This is a genomic window from Streptomyces sp. YS-3 (genome assembly GCF_045257485.1).
GTDB lineage: Bacteria > Actinomycetota > Actinomycetes > Streptomycetales > Streptomycetaceae > Streptomyces.
On record NZ_JBJHPC010001125.1, the window covers coordinates 1 to 817 of the forward strand.

Here is an 817-nt window from a genome sequence, read left to right on the forward strand (position 1 = left end):
GCGGCGACGGTGACGGGGTCGCCGGTGCAGAACGCCTGCCGGGTGATCGAGCGGTACGAGGCGGGTGGGCGCGGCTACTACGCGGGCGCGCTCGCCCTGCTCGGCCGCGACGCGAACGGCGGCCAGACGCTCGACTCGCCCATCCTGATCCGTACGGCCGACATCGCGCCGGACGGGCGGGCCCGGGGCGGGCGGCGGCCGGGCGGCCCGGGCGCACCCCCAGCGCCGCCAGCACCCCCGCCGCCTTGGCGTGCGTCTCCGCCACCTCGCCCGCCGGATCCGAGTGGCGCACCAGCGTCGCCCCGACCGGCACCCGTACCCGCCCGTCCGGCGCGATGTCGGCCGTACGGATCAGGATGGGCGAGTCGAGCGTCTGGCCGCCGTTCGCGTCGCGGCCGAGCAGGGCGAGCGCGCCCGCGTAGTAGCCGCGCCCACCCGCCTCGTACCGCTCGATCACCCGGCAGGCGTTCTGCACCGGCGACCCCGTCACCGTCGCCGCGAACATCGTCTCGCGCAGCACCTCGCGCGCGTCCAGCGAGCTGCGGCCCCGCAACTCGTACTCGGTGTGGGCCAGATGGGCCATCTCCTTGAGCCGGGGCCCGACCACCACCCCGCCCCGGTCGCCCACCGTGCACATCATCTTCAGCTCCTCGTCGACGACCATGGAGAGCTCGTCGATCTCCTTCTCGTCGGAGAGGAAGGCGAGCAGGTCCTCGGCGGTGGGACCGGCCGCCGGATAGCGGTAGGTCCCGCTGATCGGGTTCATGACCACCGTCCCGCCCGACATCCGCACATGCGCCTCGGGGCTCGCCCCCAC

General features: G+C 74.9%; 2 pseudogenes. One reads left to right on the forward strand and one right to left on the reverse strand.

The features are described 5' to 3' along the window. Positions 1-177, forward strand: a pseudogene (locus tag ACJA3G_RS37890) (chorismate-binding protein); the annotation flags it as partial. A 1-nt stretch (position 178) separates the two neighbouring features. Here ACJA3G_RS37890 and ACJA3G_RS37895 read toward each other — a convergent pair. After that, a pseudogene (locus ACJA3G_RS37895) lies at positions 179-817 on the reverse strand (chorismate-binding protein); the annotation flags it as partial.